This is a genomic window from Novosphingobium sp. UBA6272 (assembly GCF_002440635.1).
Classification (GTDB): domain Bacteria; phylum Pseudomonadota; class Alphaproteobacteria; order Sphingomonadales; family Sphingomonadaceae; genus Novosphingobium.
This window is the reverse complement of the sequence record NZ_DJUW01000030.1, coordinates 1-17,201: the sequence shown is the minus strand read 5'-3', so window position 1 is coordinate 17,201 and position 17,201 is coordinate 1. Positions and strand designations below refer to the sequence as shown.

At 63.5% G+C, this 17,201-nt stretch carries 16 protein-coding genes, 1 tRNA gene and 1 pseudogene; 12 read left to right on the top strand and 6 right to left on the bottom strand.

Annotated elements, in window-relative coordinates:
* Together wecC and wecB are read right to left on the bottom strand one after the other, a co-directional pair.
* Positions 1–1,305: a UDP-N-acetyl-D-mannosamine dehydrogenase gene (wecC, locus tag B2V17_RS14295; RefSeq protein ID WP_292998821.1), complete on the bottom strand. Its 1,305-nt coding sequence runs from the start codon at positions 1,303–1,305 to the stop codon at positions 1–3.
* The gene (wecB, locus tag B2V17_RS14290; protein ID WP_292998819.1) at positions 1,289–2,422 is read right to left on the bottom strand and encodes a non-hydrolyzing UDP-N-acetylglucosamine 2-epimerase; all 1,134 of its coding nucleotides are present in this window, start codon (positions 2,420–2,422) and stop codon (positions 1,289–1,291) included. The genes wecC and wecB overlap by 17 nt, the downstream gene beginning before the upstream one ends.
* Positions 2,423–2,642: 220 nt before the next feature.
* On the opposite strand from wecB, the gene B2V17_RS14285 reads away from it, so the two are divergent.
* The 7 genes from B2V17_RS14285 to B2V17_RS14255 all read left to right on the top strand — a co-directional run bounded on the left by B2V17_RS14285 (position 2,643) and on the right by B2V17_RS14255 (position 9,926).
* Positions 2,643–3,641, top strand: coding sequence for a GDP-mannose 4,6-dehydratase (locus B2V17_RS14285; protein ID WP_292998817.1), 999 nt, complete (start codon positions 2,643–2,645; stop codon positions 3,639–3,641).
* A gap of 38 nt (positions 3,642–3,679) precedes the next feature.
* Positions 3,680–4,192, top strand: coding sequence for a hypothetical protein (locus B2V17_RS14280; protein WP_292998815.1), 513 nt, complete (start codon positions 3,680–3,682; stop codon positions 4,190–4,192).
* Between the two features lie 19 nt (positions 4,193–4,211).
* Positions 4,212–4,766, top strand: coding sequence for a dCTP deaminase (dcd, locus tag B2V17_RS14275; RefSeq protein WP_292998813.1), 555 nt, complete (start codon positions 4,212–4,214; stop codon positions 4,764–4,766).
* A 12-nt stretch (positions 4,767–4,778) separates the two neighbouring features.
* Entirely contained in the window at positions 4,779–5,951 is a 1,173-nt protein-coding gene (locus B2V17_RS14270) for an acyl-CoA dehydrogenase family protein (RefSeq protein WP_292998811.1), read from the top strand.
* A 289-nt stretch (positions 5,952–6,240) separates the two neighbouring features.
* Positions 6,241–7,419: a saccharopine dehydrogenase family protein gene (locus B2V17_RS14265; RefSeq protein ID WP_292998809.1), complete on the top strand. Its 1,179-nt coding sequence runs from the start codon at positions 6,241–6,243 to the stop codon at positions 7,417–7,419.
* A 57-nt stretch (positions 7,420–7,476) separates the two neighbouring features.
* A complete protein-coding gene (locus tag B2V17_RS14260) occupies positions 7,477–8,706 on the top strand; it encodes an MFS transporter (protein ID WP_292998807.1) in 1,230 nt (409 codons plus the stop codon).
* Entirely contained in the window at positions 8,703–9,926 is a 1,224-nt protein-coding gene (locus B2V17_RS14255) for an MFS transporter (RefSeq protein WP_292998805.1), read from the top strand. The genes B2V17_RS14260 and B2V17_RS14255 overlap by 4 nt, the downstream gene beginning before the upstream one ends.
* Here B2V17_RS14255 and B2V17_RS14250 read toward each other — a convergent pair.
* The gene (locus tag B2V17_RS14250) at positions 9,853–10,545 is read right to left on the bottom strand and encodes a TetR/AcrR family transcriptional regulator (protein WP_292998803.1); all 693 of its coding nucleotides are present in this window, start codon (positions 10,543–10,545) and stop codon (positions 9,853–9,855) included. The genes B2V17_RS14255 and B2V17_RS14250 overlap by 74 nt on opposite strands.
* A gap of 89 nt (positions 10,546–10,634) precedes the next feature.
* Here B2V17_RS14250 and B2V17_RS14245 point away from each other — a divergent pair, with 89 nt between their 5' ends.
* The 5 genes from B2V17_RS14245 (at position 10,635) to B2V17_RS14225 (ending at position 15,723) form a co-directional block, all read left to right on the top strand.
* A complete protein-coding gene (locus B2V17_RS14245; RefSeq protein WP_292998801.1) occupies positions 10,635–11,654 on the top strand; it encodes a VOC family protein in 1,020 nt (339 codons plus the stop codon).
* Positions 11,651–12,490 carry a fumarylacetoacetate hydrolase family protein gene (locus B2V17_RS14240; protein WP_292998799.1) on the top strand — a complete coding sequence of 280 codons (840 nt, stop codon included), beginning with the start codon at positions 11,651–11,653 and terminating at the stop codon, positions 12,488–12,490. The genes B2V17_RS14245 and B2V17_RS14240 overlap by 4 nt, the downstream gene beginning before the upstream one ends.
* A 4-nt stretch (positions 12,491–12,494) precedes the next feature.
* Positions 12,495–13,931, top strand: coding sequence for a bifunctional 3-(3-hydroxy-phenyl)propionate/3-hydroxycinnamic acid hydroxylase (locus B2V17_RS14235; protein ID WP_292998797.1), 1,437 nt, complete (start codon positions 12,495–12,497; stop codon positions 13,929–13,931).
* Positions 13,932–13,954: 23 nt separating this feature from the next.
* Positions 13,955–15,115, top strand: coding sequence for an aminotransferase (locus B2V17_RS14230; protein ID WP_292998795.1), 1,161 nt, complete (start codon positions 13,955–13,957; stop codon positions 15,113–15,115).
* 230 nt (positions 15,116–15,345) lie between these two features.
* Complete coding sequence (locus B2V17_RS14225) at positions 15,346–15,723, top strand: avidin/streptavidin family protein (RefSeq protein WP_292998793.1); 378 nt, start codon at positions 15,346–15,348, stop codon at positions 15,721–15,723.
* A gap of 82 nt (positions 15,724–15,805) precedes the next feature.
* Here the strand turns inward: B2V17_RS14225 and B2V17_RS14220 are convergent.
* The 3 genes and pseudogenes from B2V17_RS14220 to B2V17_RS14210 form a co-directional block, all read right to left on the bottom strand.
* A tRNA-Gly gene (locus B2V17_RS14220) sits at positions 15,806–15,879 on the bottom strand.
* A gap of 78 nt (positions 15,880–15,957) precedes the next feature.
* Positions 15,958–16,191, bottom strand: a pseudogene (locus B2V17_RS14215) (RHS repeat-associated core domain-containing protein); the annotation flags it as partial.
* Positions 16,192–16,417: 226 nt separating this feature from the next.
* Entirely contained in the window at positions 16,418–16,741 is a 324-nt protein-coding gene (locus B2V17_RS14210) for a hypothetical protein (protein WP_292998791.1), read from the bottom strand.
* Between the last annotated feature and the right edge of the window lie 460 nt (positions 16,742–17,201).

Genomic DNA, 17,201 nt, shown 5'->3' with positions numbered 1-17,201 from the left:
TCAGCTTGCCAGGCGCAAGGCCTCGGCGCTGGCCGGAGCCGCTGCCCTGGGCTGATCGAGCCAGATCCCGCGGGTATCGTAAACCGCCTTGGCGGCGCGTTCGGCCAAGGGCACGGCCTTGAAGGCATCGTGATCCACCAGCACGATCAGCACGCCGCAAGTCTCCAGCGCGGTATCGATGTCGATCAGTTCGGCCGCGGTGCCTTCGAACTCGCGCGGGAGCTGCGCCGCATAAGGCTCAACCACCTTGATCCGCTCACCGAACTTGCGCGCGAGCCGTGCGGCCACGGCGCGGGCCGGGCTTTCGCGGAAGTCGTCGATGTTAGCCTTGAAGGCCAGGCCGAGGCAGGCGACCGTCTGGCCGGGGTGAGCCTCGATCAGCGCTTCGGCGCGGGCGATCACGTGATGGATCTTGCCGTCGTTGACGCCGCGCGCGGTGCGGATCAGCGGGGTCTCTTCAGGCGCGCCGTGAACGATGAACCACGGATCGACCGCGATGCAGTGCCCGCCGACACCGGGACCCGGGGTCAGGATGTTGACGCGCGGGTGGCGGTTGGCCAGCCGGATCACTTCCCACACGTCGAGCCCCATCTTGTCGGCGACAATGCTGAGTTCGTTGGCAAAGGCGATGTTGACGTCGCGGTAGGCATTCTCGACCAGCTTGGTCATCTCCGCCGAACGCGAATCCGTAACCACGCATTCGCCGCGCACGAACAGCTTGTAAAACGCCAGCGCCTTGCGCGCACAACGCGGGGTGATCCCGCCGATCGAGCGGTCGTTGTTGGTCAGCTCTTCAAGGATCTTGCCGGGCAGGACGCGTTCCGGACAATAGGAGATAGCGATGTCCGGTGTCTCGCTGGTCAGGCCGGGGCACTTCAGGTCGGGCCGGGCGCTGGCGATCAGATCGCGCAGCGCTTCGGTGGTGCCAACCGGGCTGGTCGATTCAAGGATCACGCAGTCACCGGGCTTGAGCACCTTCGCCACCGCTTCGCCTGCGGCGAGGACATAGGAAATGTCGGGCGCGTGGTTCTTGTCGAACGGGGTCGGCACCGCGATGATGAAGACGTCGCAGGGGGCGACCTCGGTCGAGGCGGTCAGCAGCCCGCGCGCGACAACGCCCTGGACCAGCCCGTCAAGATCGACTTCCTCGATATGGATTTCGCCGCGGTTGATCGTGTCGACCACGCTTTGCGTCACGTCGACCCCGTGAACCCGGCAGCCCGCGCGCGCGACAACGGCGGCGGTCGGCAGCCCGATATAACCCAGACCGACGACACAAACGTCCGGTTTAACGTCCGATTTCATTCCCGAGCAGCTCCACAATCCGCCGCGCGGTCTGCCCGTCCCCAAAGGGATTGTGAGCCCGCGCCATGGCTTCGTAAGCCGCCTTATCGTCGAGAAGTTTGAACAATTCGGTAACGATAACCGCCGTTTCGGTGCCGACCAGCTTGGCCGTGCCGGCCGCGACGCCTTCGGGCCGTTCGGTGGTCTCGCGCATCACCAGCACCGGCTTGCCCAGCGCGGGCGCTTCTTCCTGAACCCCGCCGCTGTCGGTCAGCATGATCTCGCTGATCGCCAGCAGGTGGGCGAAATGCGGATAGTCGAGCGGTTCGATCAGCGCGACGTTGTCGAGGCCATCGAGCGCCGCGCCCATCACCTTGCGGACATTGGGGTTGAGGTGGACTGGAAAGATTACCGCCACGTCAGGCCGCGCGGCGATCTGGCGGATTGCCTCGGCGATACCCTCCATCCCGCCGCCGAAGTTCTCGCGCCGGTGGCTGGTGACGCCGATGATCCGCTTGCCCGCAAAGCGCGCCTTGAGTTCGTCGAGCCCTGCCGCCAGCGATGGATCTCCCTCGATCCGGGCCGAGACCCAGTGCAGCGCGTCGATCACGGTGTTGCCGGTCACGTGGACACGGTCCGCCGGGACATTTTCGGCCAGCAGCGCGGCCTGGCTGACTTCGGTCGGGGCGAAGTGCAGGCTGGCGATGCTGCCGATGATCTTGCGGTTCACCTCTTCGGGCCAGGGGTGATAGATGTTGCCGCTGCGCAAACCGGCCTCGACGTGGTCGACCGGGACCTGGCGGTAGTAGGCGGCGAGCGCCCCGGCCATCGCGGTAGCGGTATCACCCTGGACGATAACTCGTGCCGGCTTTTCGAGGTCCATCACCCGGCCAAGCCCGGTCAGCAGTGCAGCGGTCAGCCCGTCGAGCGTCTGGTCGGGCTTCATCAGGTCAAGATCGTGATCGGGGACCAGCCCGGCGATTGCGAGCACCTGGTCGAGCATCTGACGGTGCTGCGCCGAAACGCAGACCACCGGGGTGAAGCGCGGATCGGCCTGTAGCGCGGCGACCACCGGGAACAGCTTGATCGCTTCGGGGCGGGTCCCAAAGACCACGAGAATTTTTTGCGGCTCTGACATGCCAGCCCCCATAACGGCATTCGGTTAACCATGACATAAGGCGCCGCAGCGAAAACCGCGCGAAATCAACAAATCGCCTCCCCAAGCCGTCACCCCGGACTTGATCCGGGGTCCGGCTTCCTTCAACGAGGGGTCCGGAAAGCGGTACCCCGGCGCATGCGCAGGGTGACGCAAGTGGTTCATGTGTCGTGGGCTCGCAGAGCCGATCGAAAGGATTTCAATGCGCGTTCTGATTACCGGCGTGGCCGGCTTTATCGGCTCCACCCTGGCCCTACGGCTGCTGGCCCGCGGCGATTCGGTGGTGGGGATCGACAGCATGAACGACTATTATCAGGTCAGCCTCAAGCAGGACCGGCTCGCCCGCGTCGCCGAAGCGGGCGGAGAACGGTTCCGGTTCCACCAACTCGACTTCGCCGACATGGCCGCGCTCGACGGAGCGCTCCAGGGCACGGAATTCGACCGGATCGTCCACCTCGGCGCTCAGGCCGGGGTGCGCTACAGCCTGGAAAACCCGCAGGCCTATGTCAGCGCCAACCTGGCCGGCCACGTCAACCTGCTGGAGATCGCCCGCCACCGCAAGGTTGAGCATATGGTCTATGCCAGCTCCAGCTCGGTCTACGGCGGCAACACCCAGATGCCGTTCTCGGTCGAGGACCGGGTCGATCATCCGGTCTCGCTCTATGCCGCGACCAAGCGCGCCGACGAACTGATGAGCGAAACCTACGCCCACCTGTTCCGCGTGCCGCTGACTGGCCTGCGCTTCTTCACCGTTTATGGCCCGTGGGGCCGCCCCGACATGATGATGTGGATCTTCACCAAGGCGATCCTGGCCGGACAGCCGATCCCGGTGTTCAACAACGGCGAGATGTTCCGCGACTTCACCTATATCGAGGATATCGTCTCGGGCGTGGTCGCCTGCCTCGACAATCCGCCGGCTGACGATGGCGCGGCCAAGGCCGGTGGCAGCACCAAGCCGCACGCGCTCTACAACATCGGCAACAACAGGTCCGAACACCTGATGAAGGTAGTCGAACTGCTCGAAGAGAGCTGCGGAAAAAAGGCGGTAATCGATTTCCAGCCGATCCAGCCCGGCGACGTCCCCGCGACCTATGCCAATATCGACGCGATCCAGACCGAGCTGGGTTATGCCCCGACCACCAGCATCGATGTGGGTGTCCCCAACTTTGTGCGCTGGTACAAGGACTATCACGGCAACTGACCCTTGATGCCTGCGCCACTGCGCGCCATGCTCAGGAAATGAACAAGACCATTGCACTTGCGTTCGCCAGTGCCGCCATGCTCGTGGCGGCGCCTGCTCAGGCCGATTGGGAGAAGACCCGTTGGGGCGATTCGGTTGAAACGGTAATTGCCAAAGCCGGGCCGGGGACCGAACCCTTCGCAGGGACCGAAAAGCAGCGTGTGTTCGATCAGGACCAGCGCGCCAAGCGGCGCGGAAAGCTGGACGAGCTCGATGTCGAATGGCAATTCTTCTTCGACAAGAATGGTGGGCTCAGCGTGATCAAGATGATCCCGCAAGACTATTCCAACTGCCCGGCTTTCCTTGCCAAGGTGCGCGGCCCGCTGGGTACGCCGGTGGACGGCAAGGTTACCGACCTCGGCACCTTGCAGCTGAAGTCGGACATGTTTGCTGACAAGAAGAAGAACCTTGCCATGTTGGTGCTGAGCGCGGTCAATTCGAAGACAAGTCTCACGCTTTGCCACATCACGTACCAGTCATACGGGAACGGCAAACCCGGCCTGCGCAACTGAACCGGCGGACCAGCAACACATGGCGATTCTTTCAGACAAGTGGATCCGTAACGAAGCCCGCCATTCGGGCATGATCGAGCCGTTCGTCGAGCACCAGAAGCGCGACGGCTGCATATCCTACGGGCTGTCGTCCTATGGTTATGACGCGCGGGTGGCGGACGAGTTCAAGGTATTCACCAACGTCCACTCGGCGGTGGTCGATCCCAAGAACTTCACCGACAACAGCTTTGTCGACATGAAGACCGACTGCTGCATCATCCCGCCCAATTCGTTCGCGCTGGCCCGCACGGTGGAATATTTCCGGATTCCGCGCGACGTGCTGGTGATCTGCCTGGGCAAGAGCACCTATGCCCGCTGCGGGATCATCGTCAACGTCACCCCGCTCGAGCCGGAATGGGAAGGCCACGTGACGCTGGAGTTTTCGAACACCACCCCGCTGCCGGCCAAGATCTACGCCAACGAGGGCGCCTGCCAGTTCCTGTTCCTCAAGGGCAACGAACCGTGCGAGGTTTCCTACGGCGACCGCAGCGGCAAATACATGGGCCAGCGCGGGGTTACCCTTCCCAAACTTTGACGGAGAGCCAAAATGGAAACGCCCTTGTTCGACCAGTGGCGTTCGCGCTCGCCGCATTACGATGACAGCCACGAAGCGGTCTGCGACACCGTCCGCGCCTTCGTCGCCAGGGAAATCACTCCCAACGTCGACCAGTGGGAGGCCGCTGGCGAACTGCCCCGCGAACTGCACCGCAAGGCGGCCGAGGCCGGCATTCTCGGCCTCAACTATCCGGAGGAATTCGGCGGCACCGGTGATCATTTCACCCTGTTCCACAGCCTGGTCCAGACCGAGGAACTGGCCCGGCCCGGCGCGGGCGGGATCTGTGCCTCGCTGATGACTCACGGGATCGGCCTGCCGCCGATCCTGGCCATGGGCAGCGAGGACATGAAGCGGCGGATCGCGCCAGCGGTGCTGGCCGGGGAAAAGCTGATCTGCCTCGGCATTACCGAGCCGGGAGGCGGATCGGATGTTGCCAACCTGCGCACCAGGGCAGAGCGCAAGGGGGCAAGCTTTGTGGTCACCGGCGAGAAGACCTATATCACCACCGGCATGCGCGCCGACTATGTCACCCTGGCTGTGCGGACCGGCGGGCCGGGGATCGGCGGGGTATCGCTACTGCTGGTCGAACTGGACCGGCCCGGCATCACCCGAACGCCGCTGGCCAAGATGGGCTGGCACGCCAGCGACACCGCGACGATCCATTTCGACGCGGTCGAAGTGCCGGCCGAAAACCTTATCGGGCCCGAGAACGGCGGCTTTGCCGGGATCATGCGCAATTTCAACGGAGAGCGCCTGGGGATGAGCCAGCAGGCCAATGCCTTTGCCAGGATCTGCTATGAAGACGCGCTCGACTGGGCCCGCCAACGCGAGACTTTCGGCAAGCCGCTGATCACCAACCAGGTGATCCGTCACAAGCTGGCCGACATGGTCCGCCGGATCCAGGCGACCCAGGCCTGGATCGACCAATGCGCCTGGACCGTGCTCAATGGCTGCGCCTTTCCCGGCGATTTCGCGCTGCTCAAGGTTCAGGCCACCCAGACCATGGAATTCTGCGCCCGCGAAGCCTGCCAGATTCTCGGTGGTGCCAGCTTCATGCGCGGCAGCCGGGTCGAGCGGATCTACCGCGAGGTGCGGGTGATGGCGATCGGCGGCGGCAGCGAAGAGATCATGTTCGATCTCGCCAGCCGGCAATACCGGTTTTGAGGCCGGATACCAAGACCAGGATCCTTCCTCCGTCACCCTGAACTTGTTTCAGGGTCCATCGTGCCACCCTGCCGACATCGCCTGCCAACACTTCCGCAGCGGTTGGTCGGCACCGAAAGGTAAGGGCCGAATCGAGAAATGGACCCTGAAACAAGTTCAGGGTGACGAGATGGAGGGTGGGCATCTTGCTTGCCGTAGCGGAAGGCAAATTCGGTTCGACATTGCTACCCTTTTGTGTCCTTCTTGAGCACGATCCCGGCCGCAGATTCGGGAGCAATGGAGAGCAGCAATGACCGCCAAGGCTGACCGCCCCTACGATATCGTTGTCTATGGCGCGACCGGGTACACCGGACGCCTCGTCGCCGAATACCTGGCCCACCACTATCAAGGCAAAGGCCCGAAATGGGCGATGGCCGGGCGCAGCGCCGAGAAGCTGGCCGAAGTCCGTGACCTGATCGGCGCGCCTGCCGACACCCCGTTGATCGCGGCCAATTCCGACGATCCGGCGAGCATGAAAGCGCTGGCGGAATCGGCCCGCGTCATCGTCACCACGGTCGGCCCATACCAGCTTTACGGCGAACCGCTGATCAAGGCCTGCGTCGAAGCCGGAACCGACTATGCCGACCTGTGCGGCGAGCCGGGCTGGATGCGCGAGATGATCGACAAGTACCACGATGCCGCCAAGGCTTCGGGCGCGCGTATCGCCTTCTCCTCCGGCTTCGATTCGATCCCGTTCGATCTGGGCGTGCTGATGCTGCAGAAGGAAGCGGTCGCCCGCAACGGCAGCCCGGCGCCGCGGGTCAAGGGCCGGGTTCGGGGGATGCAGGGCACCTTCTCCGGCGGGACCGCCGCCAGCCTCACCGAAACGATGAAGGCGGTCGCCCGCAACCCCTCGCTGATCAAGGTGCTGCAAAGCCCGTTCGGCCTGACCCCGGGCTTCGAAGGACCGTCGCAGCCGCTCGGCCTGGTGCCGGAATACGACGAAAGCGTCGGCAAGTGGGCCGCGCCGTTCATCATGGCGACGATCAACACCAAGAACGTCCACCGCACCAATTTCCTGCTTGGCCACCCCTATGGCGCCGACTTCAAGTACGACGAGATGATGCTGACCAGCGCGGGCGAGATCGGCGAGAAGGCTGCGCACGCGGTCGGCGAAATGCTCAAGAACCCGTTCGGAGCCAAACCGCCCAAGCCGGGCGAAGGCCCGAGCAAGGAAGAGCGTGAAAACGGCTTCTACGATGTGCTGTTCATCGGCGAATGGCCCGATGGCAAGACGATCCGCTATGGCGTGAAGGGCCGCTACGATCCGGGCTATGGCTCGACCAGCCGGATGATCGCCGAGACCGGGATTGCCCTGCTCGATTGCAAGGCGGATGGCGCGATCGCTACTCCGGGTGCGCTGCTGGGCGAAGCCCTGGTCAAGCGCCTGCAGGACCATGCCGAGATCACTTTTGCTGTGGAGGATTGAGCTGCGTGACGGGATGCCGCACCGCCCTGCCTGTCCTGATCGCGAAGGCTGAGTTCGATGCCAAATCGGTGGCCCGATGTGCCGGACGAGTTCCGCAACGGGTGGAAGATCATCCTCGGCTGTTCGCTCGGGATCGCCAGCGGCGTCGCGATCCTGTTCCTCAGCTTCTCGCTGTTCGTGGTGCCGCTGACTGCCGAACTGCAGGTCAGCCGGGGCGAGCTGAGCAACGTCCAGGCCCTGATCATCACTGCCGCGATCGGATCGCCGCTGATCGGGCGGCTGACCGATATTTACGGAGTGCGGCGGGTCTATGCCTCGAGTGCGCTGCTGGTCGCGTTGACGCACCTTGCCGCAGCCCTGTTTGCCTCGAACCTTGTTCACATGGGCCTGACCATTGCTCTGGTCGGGCTGGTCGGCGCGGGTACTGGCACGGTGGTGCTGAGCCGCCCGATCAACGCCGCGTTCAGCCGCTATCGTGGCACGGCGCTGGGGCTGATGGCGGTGGGCGTATCGGTACTGGCGATTCTGGCCCCGCCGCTGCTTAACCTGGTGATCGAGAACTGGGGCTGGCGCGGAGCCTTCACCGGGATGGCCCTGGTTTCGCTGTTCGCCGGGATCCCGGCCGTGCTGCTGCTGGTCCCCGACGGCGGCCGCTCGGGCAGCGGGATCGGTTCCGGACCTGCTTCGCGCGCGCCAAGCAACTGGCGCTTCCTGCGCGAGCGCGACTTCTGGTTTCTCGCCCTCGCCCTGATCACGATGAGCCTGGCGACCGCGGGCGCGGCGAGCCAACTCGCACCGATGGTTCAGGACAGCGGCGTCAGCGCCGCCACCGCCGCCCTGGCGCTCTCGTTCTTTTCCGGCGGGACCTTCATTGGCCGCCTCGGCGGCGGCTGGCTGCTCGACCGGATCGAGCCGCGCCGCGCCGCCTTTCTGCTGACCATGCTGCCCGCACTCGGCTTTGTCGCCTTGCTGACCGCCGGGAACATGACCGGCGCAATCATGCTGGCGGTCCTGATCATCGGCATCCAGCAGGGCGCGGAGATCGATATATTTGCCTTCCTTGTCGGGAGGCGGTTTGATCTGGCCAATTACAGCGCGATCTATGGCGCGCTGGTTGGCCTCGGCTGGATCGGCAATGTCGGCGGATTGCTGGGGATGGGCAAGGCCTATGACCTGTTCGGCAGCTATGCCCCGGCGCAGCTGGCGGCAATCGGCTGCCTGGCGGTTTCGGCCTTCCTGCTGCTGTCGATAAAGCTGCCCGAACGGCAGGAAGCAAAGGCCGTATGAGCGCAGCCACTGACAAGGCCGAGAGCGAATGGACCGTCGGCTGGCGGATCGTGCTGGCTTGCGGAATCGCCAATGGCACCGGCATCTCGCTGCTGTTTTACGTCTTCTCGATGTTCCTGCTGCCGATGTCGGCAGAGCTGGGGCTGACCAGGACCGAAACCGGGATCGTCCAGTCGCTGGTCGTGACCGCCGCGCTGGGCGCGCCGTTGATCGGACGATTGACCGATACCCTCGGCTTCCGTCCGGTTTTCACTGCCTGTGCCCTGATTCTGGGTCTGACCGGGATCATCCAGGGCACCCTGGTCGACAGCGCCTTGCTGCTGGGGATCAGCGTTGCCGCGGCAGCCTTTTTCGGGGCCGGCAATTCGTCCGTCACCCTGACCCGCCCGATCAACGCCCATTTCCGCAAACATCGGGGGTTTGCACTGGGGCTGGTCGGGATCGGGGTTTCGATCACCGCGATCCTGTTTCCGCCGGTGCTGCACTGGATCATCGAGGACTATGGCTGGCGCACGGGGTTCCTTGCACTGGCCGGGATCGGGCTGGGAATTGGGCTGCCGCTGACTTTGCTGTTGCTGCCGCGCACTGCGGCCAGCGCGCCGATCGCGCGGCACCTGGCCATGACCGGAGTAGACTGGTCGTTCCTGAAGAACCGTGACTTCTGGCTGCTGGCCGGGGCCAATATGCTGATCGGCGTGGCCACCAGCGGGGCGATCAGCCAGATGTCGCCGATGATCCAGGAGCGCGGGCTGAGCGCCGGGATAGCCGCACTTGCAGTTTCCGCTTTCGCTGCCGGACAATTCGCGGGGAAGCTGTCAGGCGGCTGGCTGCTCGACCGGTTCGAGCCTCGCCTGGTCGCAGCCCTGATGATCGTGGTTCCGGCCAGTGGTTTCCTGCTTTTGCTGCTCGGTGGCCAGATGGCCTGGGTCGCGGTTCTGGCCGCCGGGCTGATTGGCCTGCTTCAGGGGGCCGACATCGATATCTTCGCCTACCTTACCGCACGGCGCTTTGGGCTCGACAATTACGGGACGATCTTTGGTTCGCTCCACACGGTCGGCTGGATCGGCAACGTCGGTGGAATTATGCTCTTTTCGAACAGTTTCGACCGGCTTGGCAGCTATGGCCCGGCTCAGGTCCTGGCGTTGATCATCCTTGCCCTGGGATCGGCCTTGTTCTGGCCGCTGCGTCTTCCGGCCGAGATGCCGAAGCGCGAAGCCTAGCGGCGCTTGCATCGGCTACCTGCTGGGCACGCAGTGGATCGACGCCCAGCCCGCACAGCCCCAGCACCAGCATCTCGCGCAGCCGTTCGGCCGCATCATCGCGGGGCGGCTGGCGTTCGATGACGTTGAGCATGGCGACATTGCACAGCCCCAGCCAGAACCGCATCCCGCTGCGCGCCGCTTCGGGCCGGGCCAGCCCGGCGGCCACCAGCGCCTCGATATCAGCGCGGATCCCCCGGTTGAGATCATGGTCCAGCCCGGTCGACAATTCGAGTCCGCGCAGCATCACGATCGCCCGCTCGCGCTCGGTCAGCGCGTAATCGACCGCGACCCGCATTCCCCCGGCGAGCCGCTCGGCCGGATCGGTGACCCCGGCATTGGCCGCACCGACGCGCTGCTCAACCTCGTCCCGCACCGCCGCGCCGATCGCGTTTGCGAAGCCGTGCTTGTCGCTGAAGTGGTTGAAGAAACTGCCCTTGGCCACCCCGGCACGGGTGACGATATCGTCGATCGCGATCGCATCGATCGGGCGCTGGGCCAGCAGTTCGAACCCGGCCGACAGCAGCGCCGCCCTGGTGCGGGCAGCTCGTGGATTGCTGACGGTTGCGGCGCTGGCCATGGCTTGTTCTGACCTCACTTGACTAAATGGTCAATTGCACTTAGTTGACCATTTAGTCAAGAACGAATCGGCGGGAGAGGACACGCGCCATGAGCGTTATCCGCATCGAAGACATCGCCCACGTGCGCTATGCAGCGCCCGATCTATCGGTCATGCGCGGCTTTCTCGATGACTTCGGAATGCACACCTTCGAGGAAGGTGGCCGTCTGTACGGCAAGGGTAGCGACGGTCGCCCCTTCGTCCATGTGACCGAGCCGGGTGAGGCGCAGTTTCTCGCGGTCGGCCTGCGCGCCGAAACGCTGGCTGACCTTGAAACGCTGGCCGCGCACGAAGGCGTGCTGGTGGAGGAGCTGGCCGAACCCGGCGGCGGCAAGGTGGTGCGGCTGACCGATCCTGATGGCTATACGGTCGAGGTAGTTGCAGGGCAGTCCAAGGGAGCGGCAGCGCCCCTCCCTGCCGACCAGCCGTTCAACACCGCCGCCGCCAAGCCGCGCTTCCGCCAGACCGTCCGGCTCGATCCCGCCCCGGCCCACGTCAAGCGGATCGGGCATGCGGTTTTGAAGGTCCGCGATTTCCGCCGATCCGAGAAGTGGTACAAGGACCGCTTCGGGTTCCTCACCTCGGACGAAGTCGAAGCGGCCAAGGACCTGCCGCTTGGGGCCTTCATGCGCTGCGACCGGGGCGACAAGCCGGCCGATCACCACACCCTGTTCCTGGCCCAGTTGCCCGGCGAACTCGGGATACTCCACGCCGCCTTCGAAGTGTCCAACCTCGATGACCTGATGCTCGGCCACCAGCACCTCAAGGCCCGGAAGCGCGAGCCCGCCTGGGGCGTCGGCCGCCACATCATGGGCAGCCAGATATTCGATTACTGGAAGGACCCCTTCGGCAACGAGCTGGAACACTGGACCGACGGCGACCTGTTCACCGCCAAGGACCCACCGCAAAAAATGCCGGTCAGTGCGCTGCTGGCAGTACAATGGGGATCGCCGCATCCGATGTTCGCCGGCAGGATGCCGCCCCCGCCCGGCCTGATCGCCCTTTTTATGGCGCTGCAGCTTCGTCTGAAGCGTCTGTTCTCCCGCCCAGCCAAGGAAGCCTCCGCATGAAACTCTGCACCTATACCGCCCAGGGCCAGACCCGCACCGGGATCGTGGTCGGCGATGCCGTGATCGACAGCGGCGTGCCTGGCACGATGATCGACCTGATCCGCGACTGGGATGCGCTGAAGCCCCAGCTGGGAGCAAAGGCAGCAGCCGGCGGCGGCGTGCCGTTGGCCTCGGTCAAGCTGGAAAGCCCGGTGCAGCGTCCTGGCAAGATCTTCGCAATCGGGCTCAATTACGCCGACCATATCGCGGAATCGAAGATGGGCACGCCCGAGCAGCAGGTCTGGTTCACCAAGGCCCAGACTTCGGTCAATGGACCCTACGATCCGATTCTGATCGCGCGCGGCGCATTCACCAACGATTACGAGGTGGAGCTGGTCGCGGTGATCGGCCCGGGCGGCAAGCATATCGCCGCAGCCGACGAGTCGGCGGCGATATTCGGCTATTGTGTCGGCAACGATGTGACCGAGCGAATGGCCCAGCATGCAACCCCGCAGTGGTCCTTCGGCAAGAGCTTTGACACGCATGCTCCGATGGGTCCGTGGATCGTAACCGCTGACGAGCTGGGCGATCCGCACCGCCTCGGCATCCGCTGCTTCGTCAATGGCGAAAAGCGCCAGGATTCGAACACCGCCAACCTGGTCTTAAACATCTGGCAGCAGGTCGAACACTTGTCCAAAGGGATGACTCTGGAGCCGGGCGATTGCCTGTTCACTGGCACTCCGGGCGGAATCGGCGCCGCAATGGACCCGCGCCAGTTCCTGAAAGCAGGCGACGTGGTGCGCTGCGAGATCGATGAGCTGGGCCACATCGAAGGCGCCATGGTCGCGGAAGACTGAGGCGATGAACTTCGATTGCGATGTCCTGATCGTTGGCGGTGGCCCCACTGGGGTAACGCTGGCCGTGCTGCTCGCGCGGCGCGGGGTTGAGGTAATCGTGATCGAGAAGGAGGCGGATATCTATCCGCTGCCGCGCGCTGCCCACATCGATCACGAGGGGATGCGAATCCTGCAGGAAGCAGGCGCGGCCGAAGCGGTGATGAAGACCGCGCGGCGCGCCAACCGCTATGATTTCCTCAATGCGAAAGGCGAAGTGCTGCTGCGCTTCGAAGGTTCGCAGCAGATCGGCCCAGGCGGCTGGCCGGCTGCCAACATGATCCACCAGCCGAGCGTCGAGGCCGAACTGCGCCGGGCGCTGGCGAGCCATGCCAATGCCGCGCTGCACAGTGGCTGGGAACTGACTCGGTTCAGCGAGGAGCCTGACGGGGTGGCTGCTATGGTCGCGACTCCCGAGGGCGAAAAGGTGCTCCGCGCGCGCTACCTCGTTGGTGCCGACGGTGCGCGCAGTCCCGTGCGCAAGGCTGCCGGTATCCACTTCGACGATCTCAATTTCGAGGAACCCTGGCTGGTCGTCGATGTCCTGGTCGACGACTATTCGAAACTGCCAACTGCGAACCTGCAGATCTGCAACCCCGAACGCCCGACCACCTGCGTGCTGATGGGCGAAGGGCGGCATCGCTGGGAGTTCATGATAAAACCGGGCGAGACTGCCGAGCAGATCAGCGAGGACGCTTTCATCGACAAGCTCCTCGAACCCTGGAACGTCAAAGGCGCGGTGCGGCTGGAGCGCAAGGCGGTCTATACTTTCCGCGCCCGTATCGCGGCGCAGTGGTGCAAGGGCCGGGTACTGCTGGCCGGCGATGCCGCGCACCAGACCCCGCCCTTTGCCGGGCAGGGCATGTGTTCGGGCCTGCGCGATGCGGCCAACCTGGCCTGGAAGCTCGCTGCAGTAACCCGAGACGGGGCGTCGGACAGCCTGCTCGACACCTACCAGGTCGAACGCGCACCCAACCTGCGCGCGGCGATCGACATGGCGATCATGATGGGCAAGACCGTCTGCATCACCAGCAAGTGGGGCGCCTTGGTGCGCGACTTGAAGTTCAAGCTGGCCCGTAAGCTGGGCAAGCTGCCCGATGGCCCGCCGGCCTATCCGCCGATCTCCGCCGGACGGATCCTGGCGGGCAGCGCCGCGGCCGGTTCCTATTTCCCGCAGCCGCTGGCGGCCGACGGTTCGCGGCTCGATGAGGTGCTTTGCCTCGGCCACTGGCTGATCGCCCGCGCCGATCTGGCCGAACCGCGCCTTGCGCCGTTCGCCCGCCCACTTTCCGCCTGGCTGGACAAGCAGGGCGCGGAAGCCGTGCTGGTGCGGCCCGATCGTTACGTCTTCGGCACCGGAGCGCCGGCCGCGCTGCGGCAAGCCTGGGCGGCATTGCCGGACTGAGCCAGCGGGGTTAGGCTGGGTCCATGACCAGCCTTGCCGAGCGGCTTTCCGGCCCTGCCAGCACCACCATTTTCGAGATCATGTCGGGCCTTGCCCGCGAACTCGGCGCGATCAACCTCGGTCAGGGCTTTCCCGACCTGGCGGAGCCGCCCGAACTGGTCGCGGCGGCGCAGCGTGCACTGTCCGAACGCTCGAACCAGTACCCGCCGATGCGGGGCCTGCCGGAACTGCGCGCCGCCATTGCGGCCTACTATAGCCGCGAGCAAGGGCTGGAACTCGACCCCGCCGGGATTGTGGTGACCTCTGGCGCGACCGAGGCGCTCGCCGCCAGCCTGCTCGCGCTGGTCCGCCCGGGCGACGAGGTGATCCTGGTCCAGCCGCTCTACGATGCCTACCTGCCGCTGGTGCAATGGGCCGGCGGCACCGCCCGGCTGGTCAGCCTCGAGCCTCCGCTCTGGACCTTGCCGCTGGACAAGCTCGCCGCCGCGATCGGACCCAAGACACGCGGGATCGTGCTCAATACCCCCAACAACCCAACCGGGACCATGCTGACCCGGGCCGAACTCGAAGGGGTCGGCACGCTGGCAGAGCGCCAGGACCTGTGGGTGGTCAGTGACGAGGTGTGGGAAGGCATGGTGTTCGATGGCACCCCGCATGTCTCGCCGCTCGCCATTCCCGCTCTGGCCAAACGCACGGTCAAGATCGGCTCGGCCGGCAAGATCTTCTCGATGACCGGATGGAAAGTTGGCTGGGCGCTCGCCGCTCCGCCGTTGGCGGCAGCGGTGGCCGGCAAGCACCAGTTCCTGACTTTCACCACCGCCACCCCGCTGCAATGGGCCGTGGCCGAGGCGCTGACCCTGCCCGCCGAGTGGCACCGGGCCCACCGCGCCCGCTATGCCGCCGCCAAGGCCCAGCTGGTTGAAGGCTTGACCGCAGCAGGCTTTGCCGTGCTTCCGGCCAGCGGAACCTGGTTCGTGACGATCGACCTCGCGGCATCCGGCCTCGCTCCGGATGACGCGGCCCTGGCCGAGCAGCTGATCCGCGAAGCCGGAGTTGCCTCGATCCCGGTCTCGGCCTTCTACGCCGACCAGCCCGAGCGCGGCTATCTGCGCCTATGCTTCGCCAAGCAGGACGCAACGCTGGACCAGGCGGTCGAGCGGCTGGTGGCGTTTCGGACAGAGTGAAATTCTTCTAGTCAACTACACAGTGGTTGTCAGTTTGATTTGATCGATAACGAATCAACAAGCCAAACAGAGCAAGCGCGAAGGCGAAAGGAATTAAAACCCCCTTATGCTGCTCGAAACCTGCGAACAAAGCGCCTTTGCCTTGAAATTTCGCGATCCGTCTGATGTCATTGACAATTAGTTCACTTCACGCGGCGTGAAATGCAAAACAATTGTATCTGGAGAGGAACATGCTTCACAAAAATGCCTTAAAGCAAGCAGCTGGCGCGGCAACGGAAAATGCTGCACTTGACGGAACCTGGTACAACCAGTTCGGTTCGCAGGTCACATTCCAAGTGAACGGCAATTCTCTTAGCGGTGTTTTCGAATCCGAAGAAGTGCCGGGAGCTAATCCGCTTGCCGGGTTTGTGAATGGAGATCTGATTGCCTTTACGGTCAACTTTCCCGGGACTGGCATTACTGCCTGGGCCGGTGCGGCCAACACCAACAACGGCATCGTCACGATTTCTACGCTCTGGCAAATGACGACCAGCTTGGCCACCGACAATGAACCGGAAGGAGCCATATTCGCCGGCTCCGACACCTTCACCCAGCAACCACCCGCATAAGCGGCCCAGGAGTGGGCCCGGCCCAATTGGCACTGCGCACGTTGTTGCGGTTGGGATAGTTCGAATGAACATTCGGTGGATCTGGAGCGGGTGAAGGGAATCGAACCCTCGTCGTAAGCTTGGGAAGCTTCTGCTCTACCATTGAGCTACACCCGCCCGCTGCGCGCAGCGCCCTTGCCACGGCAGGCAAAGGCGGTCAACTGAGTCTGCCGCGCGAATGGCGCTAAGAACAATCTATCGAATGACCCCTAAGACAAGGCATGACAGCGGCGCTGTAGAGCGCGGCCCGCCCGGTCTCAACCCATCCAGATCCACCGCGTTGATCGGATCGCCGCCGACGTAGGCGTAGAGGTTGCTGCCGCCGCCGAGGCCGAGGGGGTCGGCTTCGATGTAGCGGCCGGTCATCGGGTCGTAATCGCGGTGGTGGTTCTGGAGCAGGCCGCTGGCGCCGTCGCGCCACTGGCCGGGGTAGCCGAAAGCTACTGCCTATGACGCGGGCAGGTGCCAAGCCCTTCGATCCTTTGAGGCTATCCCTTGCTGAGCCCTCAATTCCGCTAAGTACCGTGATGCAATAGAGTTTACACCAATCGCGGCACCAGTAGGTGCCATGGAGGCTCTAGCCGAAAATGAAAATGCGACCCCCGGCACATTCGAAATGCTTGATGACAAGGCATACGAAGGAAAGCTATTTGATCTACTTCCGATTGAATCCCTTCATGCTTTCATCTATACTTATAAAAAACTCTGGATCTTCACTATTTTTACAAATTCCTTCAACATAATCTAGGGCACATTCTAACGCACAGATTTCATCGAAACACTTGGCACTTGTGTTATATTTTTTTACGTTGGAGAATTTGACTTTACATTCAAATAGCCCGTCGCCATTCAATCTTGGCTGATCAATTGTAATTTGCGTCGCCTTCATTTCACCATTAGATTTAGTAAAAAGATTTCTTCCGACGAAAATTCGCTCCATTCCATCAACTCCGAGTTCTGGATCGATCTGGTCCGCCACGGCGTCCAGTTGGCAAGAAAAGTGGCGTTGAAATTCTGTTAGGATTCCTCCCACGAGAAAGACATTCGCTGTATCGAATCATTACGGTGCGCAAACATGCAACGTATCCCTGCTTTCGAGTTAGGCCCTCACGTGCTCCAGTTATATTCCATTGATTACAATCCAACTCGTCTTCACGTTTCTGGATTTCACAAGGCCCGTCTTCGTCGGGATCATCACTATCAGCATGGTCGTAGCAGTATTTGGCTACCGCTGCGACAGTCCCAAGAGCATCGCCAATTGAAATAGCCCGCCCCCAAGGCGTTTTCCTTGACGGCCTGGCTTGCCGCTTCAACCACCAATCAAAGGCAAACTTTCCGACTTCAGCAGTTGTGGCCGACCGCCGCCCCTCCGGATCCACCGCATTGATCGGATCACCCCCGACATAGCCATAAAGGTTGCTGCCGCCGCCGAGGCCGAG

What these genes read in the sequence shown, in the direction of transcription:
- wecC (WP_292998821.1), bottom strand. Translation starts at nt 1,305, where the DNA reads ATGAAATCGGACGTTAAACCGGACGTTTGTGTCGTCGGTCTGGGTTAT.
- wecB (WP_292998819.1), bottom strand. Translation starts at nt 2,422, where the DNA reads ATGTCAGAGCCGCAAAAAATTCTCGTGGTCTTTGGGACCCGCCCCGAA.
- B2V17_RS14285 (WP_292998817.1), top strand. Translation starts at nt 2,643, where the DNA reads ATGCGCGTTCTGATTACCGGCGTGGCCGGCTTTATCGGCTCCACCCTG.
- B2V17_RS14280 (WP_292998815.1), top strand. Translation starts at nt 3,680, where the DNA reads ATGAACAAGACCATTGCACTTGCGTTCGCCAGTGCCGCCATGCTCGTG.
- dcd (WP_292998813.1), top strand. Translation starts at nt 4,212, where the DNA reads ATGGCGATTCTTTCAGACAAGTGGATCCGTAACGAAGCCCGCCATTCG.
- B2V17_RS14270 (WP_292998811.1), top strand. Translation starts at nt 4,779, where the DNA reads ATGGAAACGCCCTTGTTCGACCAGTGGCGTTCGCGCTCGCCGCATTAC.
- B2V17_RS14265 (WP_292998809.1), top strand. Translation starts at nt 6,241, where the DNA reads ATGACCGCCAAGGCTGACCGCCCCTACGATATCGTTGTCTATGGCGCG.
- B2V17_RS14260 (WP_292998807.1), top strand. Translation starts at nt 7,477, where the DNA reads ATGCCAAATCGGTGGCCCGATGTGCCGGACGAGTTCCGCAACGGGTGG.
- B2V17_RS14255 (WP_292998805.1), top strand. Translation starts at nt 8,703, where the DNA reads ATGAGCGCAGCCACTGACAAGGCCGAGAGCGAATGGACCGTCGGCTGG.
- B2V17_RS14250 (WP_292998803.1), bottom strand. Translation starts at nt 10,545, where the DNA reads ATGGCCAGCGCCGCAACCGTCAGCAATCCACGAGCTGCCCGCACCAGG.
- B2V17_RS14245 (WP_292998801.1), top strand. Translation starts at nt 10,635, where the DNA reads ATGAGCGTTATCCGCATCGAAGACATCGCCCACGTGCGCTATGCAGCG.
- B2V17_RS14240 (WP_292998799.1), top strand. Translation starts at nt 11,651, where the DNA reads ATGAAACTCTGCACCTATACCGCCCAGGGCCAGACCCGCACCGGGATC.
- B2V17_RS14235 (WP_292998797.1), top strand. Translation starts at nt 12,495, where the DNA reads ATGAACTTCGATTGCGATGTCCTGATCGTTGGCGGTGGCCCCACTGGG.
- B2V17_RS14230 (WP_292998795.1), top strand. Translation starts at nt 13,955, where the DNA reads ATGACCAGCCTTGCCGAGCGGCTTTCCGGCCCTGCCAGCACCACCATT.
- B2V17_RS14225 (WP_292998793.1), top strand. Translation starts at nt 15,346, where the DNA reads ATGCTTCACAAAAATGCCTTAAAGCAAGCAGCTGGCGCGGCAACGGAA.